The following is a 6357-nucleotide window of genomic DNA, read 5'->3' on the forward strand; positions in this document are numbered from 1 at the left end:
AGTCCGTTGACGTGCGCGGCGATCATCCGGTGGGATGAGAAAGGAGAGCGCTCCCCTGACCGGCGGAGGGAGTGACGCCGTCGAAAATGGCGTGAGGACCTGTTCTTCCCGGCCGGCAGCCGCCCGCCGTACGACATCGAGGAGTTCGCGTGCCCGCGTACTATTCATTGACGGAGACCGAGGAAGCGGTCGGTCGCCGCCTCGGGAGCATCCCGATCAGACGCGAGGCACTGGCCGCCGTCTCCAACCTGCACCGCGCGGCGACAGCCGTACGACAGCACCTGGAGAACTCCGCCCTGCGCGTGGCCGACCTGACCTGGAGCGCGTTCGTCGTGCTGTGGGTGGTGTGGATATGGGAGGAGATCGAGACCCGGCACGTCGCCGCCGAGGCGGGCATCTCCAAAGGCACGCTGACCGGCATCATCAAGACGCTGGAGTCACGTGGCCTGGCCATACGCAGTCAGCACCCCGACGACGGCAGGCTCGCCCTGCTGCGGCTGACCCCCGAGGGCGTCGCCCTGATGGAGAAGCTCTTCCCCGCCTTCAACGACGAGGAGGCGTTCGTGGTCGCCGATCTCGACGCCGAGGAGGCGCTGACGCTGGCGGAGTCCCTGCGCCGGATCGTCACCCACCTTGAGGAGCACGGCGAGGCGCGCCGCGCGAAACTCCGCAAGGAGAACCCGGCTCCCCCGCGCCGGGGTGGCCGCCGCCGCGCCGAATAACCCCTTCTCTCCGCTTTGGGCGGGTTCCCACTCGTTTGCCGGGTGGGACCCCGCCCTTTTTAATGCCATTTCCGGAACAAATCCGGTTGATACGACATTGCTTGACGCTTCGGGACGGCGACCATCTGGTCTTTCTCGTCGGGAGTTAACGGGAGACCATCGCACCTTTCCGTTAACGCCCCCGAGGGAAACCCGTAGTACAAACCATTGACAAAACACCACAGCCGGTGCGCGACCTCACGTTTCTCAAGGAAATAGCATGCATTGCTTTATTACCTAAAAGGAGAACCGTGGTAAAAGAGACATTGTTCACCAAAGCTATCCTGCGTTCTCGTCGCTCGGTGTGGCTGTCGGTGGGAGCGGTGACCTGCGCGCTCATGATGGCCCTCCCGTCCGCGGTGAGCGCGGCCAGCACGACCGGCGTGGGCAGGACGGTCAGAACCGTCAAGGTCGCGAAGGCGCTCGGGGGTCCCGTGCTGCGGCACGGCCCGCGGGCGGTTGCCGACCAGAAGAGGGTCCGGTTGGTCGTCCGTCACCGTACGGTGCTGCGCGAGACACCCCGGGCGCTGCGGATCAGGCGCGCCGATCCCGAGGCCACGGTCGTCGCGGGTCAGAACGGCATCTACACGCTGAGCGTGACCAACAACGGTCCCGCGGTCGCCACCAACGTCGTGGTGACCGACACCCTGGACAGCCGGCTTGAGGTCGTCACCCCGCTGCCCGCGGGATGTACGGCCGTCGGCCAGGTCGTCACGTGTACGCTCGCCTCCCTCGCCGTCGGCGCGACGCAGAACTGGGACATCACGGTCAGGGTCCGGCCCAACGTCCCGACCGGGACCGTCATCCCCAACGTCTCCAGCGTCGACTCCGACACCTCGACACCCGAGACCAGCAACAACGCCAACATCAACGTCGAGACGTCGTCCGACCTGGCGATCGGCAAGACGGCGGGCACGCTGAACGCGGGTGGCAGCGGCACCTACACCATCACGGTCACCAACAACGGGCCGTCCGACGACACGGGCGTCGTCGTCACCGACACCCTGCCCACCGGGCTGACGTTCGTCTCCAGTGTTCCCGCTGGCTGCACCGCGGTCGGTCAGGTGGTCACCTGCCCGGTCGGCGCCCTGGCCGCCGGAGCCAACACGAACATCGTGCTGAACGTGGCCGTCTCGGCCGCTACCGCGGGAACCGTGGACAACACGGCCACCGTCACCGGCACCAACCCGGACCCGGACCCGGACAACAACACCGTCACGATCACCACGCCGATCAACGCGGTGTCCGATCTGACGATCACCAAGTCCGTACGGGCTGAGTAGTCCGTCTCATGATGTGCTCGCCGTCCGCCTCGCGCGGACGGCGAGCACAACGGCCCACACCATCCGGCCTGTGGGAACGCCCGCCGTACACGAAGACGCGCGGGCGTGACTTCTGTTCAGGACAGGCGCCTGCGGCGGGCCGTCCAGCGTACGGCCAAGCCCACGCCGACCAGCAGACCGGCCAGGCCGAGCGGCCAGGTGAGGAGGCCGGTGAACGGCAGTTCCTCCCGGGGTTCGTCCACCGGTTCGGCGACGGGCGGCGCGAGGGGCCTGTTCGTCACCACGATCTCCGCGCTCGCCCGGTTGTTGTCGAGACGGGACTCCGGGGTCGCCGCGGAGACCCTCGCGACACTGCGTATCAGGTAGCCGTCCGGGGTGTCCGGCGCGACCCTCCCCCGCCACTCGACCGTGACCGCCTCACGAGGGTCAAGCCGGGAGAACCGGCACGTCACCGACCCGTCCTCGTAGTCACAGGAACTCGGGACGGCCGAGCGGAACTCCAGACGGCTGTCGACCGGGTCGCGCATGACGACCTCGCGTGCGGTCGCCGGTCCCTTGTTCCTGATGGTCATGGTGTAGACCACCACGTGACCGGCGCGCACGGTCTCCTCCGCCGCAGCCGGTCCCTGGATGCAGGCCAGAGACAGCAGGGCCGTCGGCCATACGACGTTCGATCTCTTCACTCATAAGCCGATCAAGTCGCTGAACAGGGAAAACTCCACGAGTTATACACCCGGTCACGGTCTGTCGGCATCGTGCCACACCCAGGGAAGACCAGTTCGTCACGGAGTGCGGACGATCAAATTCCCGCGTTCACGGTCTTGGTGATGTTCAGGTCGGACTGCGCGGCGGCGCACCCGGCGGGCAGGATGGCGGGGTTGGGCGGGGGCACCACGGCCCTGATCACGTTGACCACCGTGCCCGTCACGACGTCGAAGATCTGGCTTCCCGTCTGGGAGACGTCGTAGAAGGTGATCTGCGGGCTGCCGATGGCGCTTCCCGCGACCGAGGTGAAGCCGGTGAAGCGGTATCTCCCCGCGCCCGTCATCTGCCCGCCCAGGATGATCCTGAAGTCGCTGCCGCTGGTCACACCGGTCGAGGTGCTGGTGTAGACGCCGGAGATGTACAGGCCCATCCTGCCCACGGTGCCGCCGGTGGCCAGGATCAATCCCTCGTTGGTGGTCGAGCCCTCGGACTCGTAGCCGAACTGGAAGTCGGCTATGCACCTGTTGATGAAGACGCCCGAGGTGGTCGCCGAGCCGACGACCGTGACGTTGCCGGTGTTCGTCGTGAGGGTGCCGTTCTGGAAGGCCCCGAGCGTGACGGTCCCGATGTTGGTGAACGTGCTCTGCTCGGCCAGCGTCAGTGAGCCCGCCAGGTCGATCGAACCCCTGTTGGTCAGGCTCGCCGTGCCCAGCAGCGTCTGTGAGCCGTTGCCGTGCCAGACCCCTCCGGTGTCGTTGATGAGCTGTGAGTTCGCGGCGGCCTGGATGATGCCGTTCACCGTGACGGTGCCCTCGTTGTCCAGCCGGAACCCGTTGCTCAGCGCCTGGAGGGTCTGCACGTCGAGTTCGCCCCGCACGTAGATCGACCCGACCGGGGCGACGCCGAAGGTGGTCACCGTCCACTTCGCCCCGGGCGCCAGGCAGGCGATGCCGCCGCCGGTGATCATCGCCGAGAGACTGGTGTAGGTGCCCGGCTGGAAGAGGACCACCATGCCCGCGGTGATCGCCGGCACGGGGTTCCCGGTGATCGTAAGGGTGGGACTCGCGCACGCCGCGCTGTAGCCCTCCGCGTAGGCGGCCCGGGGGACAATTCCCACCATGGTGGCCATAACCACACAAGCCCCTGCAATCACAATACTCACGCACTTCACCATGCATGCTTTATCGGCAGCGTTATGCGGTTGTAATCACCCTCGTCCGATCAATGCGATACGCGCCAGGGACATGAGTGAATGAAACAGGAGCAATTACCCCGATTTCCGGGAAGCGGCCACCAGTGCGTCGAAAAGACGCTGATTGACCGGGTCATTCGCGGCGGTGTCCTCCGGGTGCCACTGCACGCCGAGGAACCACCCGGCCGCCTCGGGCAGCTCGGCCGCCTCGACCGTGCCGTCCACGGCGTGCGCCACCGCCGTCAGGCCCTCGCCGAGGCCCGAGGCGCACTGGTGGTGGTAGCACGAGGCCGTGACCAGCCCCTCCCCGGTGATCCCGGCCAGCAGCGAGCCCTGCCGTACGGTCACCGGGTGCACCATGTGGCGGTGGTCGGCCTCCATGTGCTGGCGCAGCCTGCCGCCGCGCAGCACGTTGACCACCTGCAGTCCCCGGCAGATCGCCAGCGTCGGCAGGCCGGTCGCCAGCGCGTGCCCGGCCGCGGCCAGGTCGAAGGCGTCCTGCTCGGCGTCCACGTCGTAGACCGCCTCGTGCGCGACGGCCTCGCCGTACGACTGCGGGGCCAGATCGCCGCCGCCGGGCAGCAGCAGTCCGTCGGCGACCGCGAGCCGCTCGGCCGCCCGCCCGGCGTCCACCGGGTGCATCAGGAACGGCTCCCCGCCCGCCCGGTAGACCGCGTCGGCCAGTGCCCGCGCGGTGACCACGGCCGCGTACCGCAGCGCGGAGGTGGTGGCGGCGAACCGCGACGGGATCGCGATGAGCGGACGTCGAGACATCCCGGACTCCTTCAGAGGTTCATTTGAAGCCAAACGGTACCCTAGAGGTCCCCCTAGGTCTTGACCGGTCATCGCGGCTCATCCTAGGTTGTTTGGAGCCAAACGATTAGGAGAAGCGGATGGCCACTGTCGCCGGTATCCCCGTCAACGGCGATCACTGGATCGGCGGCGAGCGGGTCAGCTCGCCCACCACGTTCGACGACCACTCCCCCATCGACCAGTCCCTGCTCGCCCAGATAGCCCGTGGCGGTCCCGCCGAGGTCGACGCCGCCGTCACCGCCGCCCAGGCCGCCTTCCCCGCCTGGGCCGCGACCTCACGGCAGGAGCGGGCGCGGTTGCTGCACGCGATCGCCGACGGGGTCGAGGCCAGGCTTGAGGACCTGGCCATCGTGGAGACCACGGACAACGGGGCACTGCTGCGCTCGCACCTGCGCGGCGTGATGCCGCGGGTGGCGCACAACTTCCGGTTCTTCGCCGACTGGCTTCTCGACCTGGGCCACGAGGACTTCGAGACCCGCGGCCACACCAACCACGTCAGCTGGGACCCGGCCGGGGTCTGCGCGCTGATCACGCCGTGGAACGCGCCGCTGATGCTGGCCACCTGGAAGATCGCCCCCGCCCTCGCCGCCGGGAACACCGTGGTGCTCAAGCCCGCCGAGTGGACGCCGCTGACCGCGTCCCTGCTGGCCGACATCACTGCGGAGGCCGGGCTGCCCGCCGGGGTGTTCAACGTGGTCCAGGGCTACGGCGCCGAGGCCGGTGCCGCCCTGGTGGCCGACCCCCGCGTGCGGCGCATCAGCTTCACCGGCTCGGTGCCCACGGCCCGCACCATCGCCGCCGCCGCCGCGGCCAACCTCACGCCGCTCTCCCTTGAGCTCGGCGGCAAGTCCCCGCTGATCGTGTTCGCCGACGCCGACCTCGACCTGGCCGTGAACCTGGCCGTCGAGCAGTACGACAACGCCGGACAGGTGTGCCTCGCGGGCACCCGCCTGCTCGTCGAGGAAGCCGTCGCCGAGGAGTTCACCGCCCGGTTCGTCGAGCGCGCCCAGGCCCTGAAGCAGGGCGACCCGCGCGACCTGACCACCGATCTCGGCCCGAACATCCACCCCAAGCACGTGGAGCGCATCGACGGCTTCGTCCAGCGGGCGTTGGACGCGGGCGCAAAGGCGGTGATCGGCGGTGGCCCCAACACCGACCTGGGCGGCCTGTTCTACCGGCCGACCCTGATCACCGGCGCCGAGCCGGGCAGCGAGATCCTCACCGAGGAGGTCTTCGGCCCGGTGCTGACCGTGCAGACCTTCAACGGTGAGGAGGAGGCCGTCGAACTGGCCAACGGGACCCGGTTCGGGCTGGCCGCCACCCTCATCACCGGCGACCAGGAGCGGGCCGAGCGGGTCAGCTCCCAGCTCGTGGCCGGGACCGTCTGGGTGAACTGCTTCTTCGTCCGTGACCTCAAGGCGCCGTTCGGCGGGTCACGTCAGTCCGGTGTCGGCCGTGAGGGCGGCACCTGGAGCTTCGACTTCTACTGCGATGTCAAGAACACGGTGAGCGCGCCATGGGTCAGGTAGTCGGGGCGGGCCTGCTGGCCCACGTGCCCACCATCGTCCTTCCCGAGGCCACCCGGCGGGAACTCAACAACGGC

At 68.5% G+C, this 6357-nt stretch carries 6 protein-coding genes; 3 read left to right on the forward strand and 3 right to left on the reverse strand.

The annotated features are described in order from the left end of the window. Positions 1–149: 149 nt before the first annotated feature. Positions 150–722: a MarR family winged helix-turn-helix transcriptional regulator gene (locus FHS44_RS39695; RefSeq protein WP_184725712.1), complete on the forward strand. Its 573-nt coding sequence runs from the start codon at positions 150–152 to the stop codon at positions 720–722. A 341-nt stretch (positions 723–1063) separates the two neighbouring features. Continuing rightward, on the forward strand, positions 1064–2044 hold the full coding sequence (locus FHS44_RS39700) for a DUF11 domain-containing protein (RefSeq protein WP_184725714.1): 981 nt from the start codon (positions 1064–1066) through the stop codon (positions 2042–2044). 116 nt (positions 2045–2160) lie between these two features. Here the strand turns inward: FHS44_RS39700 and FHS44_RS39705 are convergent, their stop codons facing one another. The 3 genes from FHS44_RS39705 to FHS44_RS39715 form a co-directional block, all read right to left on the reverse strand. Next, positions 2161–2727 carry a DUF11 domain-containing protein gene (locus FHS44_RS39705; protein ID WP_184725716.1) on the reverse strand — a complete coding sequence of 189 codons (567 nt, stop codon included), beginning with the start codon at positions 2725–2727 and terminating at the stop codon, positions 2161–2163. Between the two features lie 116 nt (positions 2728–2843). After that, entirely contained in the window at positions 2844–3869 is a 1026-nt protein-coding gene (locus FHS44_RS39710) for a hypothetical protein (RefSeq protein WP_184725718.1), read from the reverse strand. Between the two features lie 147 nt (positions 3870–4016). Continuing rightward, positions 4017–4715 (reverse strand): gamma-glutamyl-gamma-aminobutyrate hydrolase family protein, encoded by a 699-nt coding sequence (locus tag FHS44_RS39715; protein ID WP_184725720.1) that lies wholly within the window; start codon positions 4713–4715, stop codon positions 4017–4019. Positions 4716–4834: 119 nt separating this feature from the next. On the opposite strand from FHS44_RS39715, the gene FHS44_RS39720 reads away from it, so the two are divergent. Continuing rightward, entirely contained in the window at positions 4835–6283 is a 1449-nt protein-coding gene (locus tag FHS44_RS39720) for an aldehyde dehydrogenase (RefSeq protein ID WP_184725722.1), read from the forward strand. Positions 6284–6357 lie beyond the last annotated feature (74 nt).

The organism is Streptosporangium saharense (assembly GCF_014203715.1).
In the GTDB taxonomy this organism is placed as follows: Bacteria; Actinomycetota; Actinomycetes; order Streptosporangiales; family Streptosporangiaceae; genus Streptosporangium; species Streptosporangium saharense.

Excerpts from the sequence above, each read along its gene's own strand:
- FHS44_RS39710 (WP_184725718.1), bottom strand. The coding sequence starts at position 3,869 with ATGGTGGGAATTGTCCCCCGGGCCGCCTACGCGGAGGGCTACAGCGCG.
- FHS44_RS39715 (WP_184725720.1), bottom strand. The coding sequence starts at position 4,715 with ATGTCTCGACGTCCGCTCATCGCGATCCCGTCGCGGTTCGCCGCCACC.
- FHS44_RS39720 (WP_184725722.1), top strand. The coding sequence starts at position 4,835 with ATGGCCACTGTCGCCGGTATCCCCGTCAACGGCGATCACTGGATCGGC.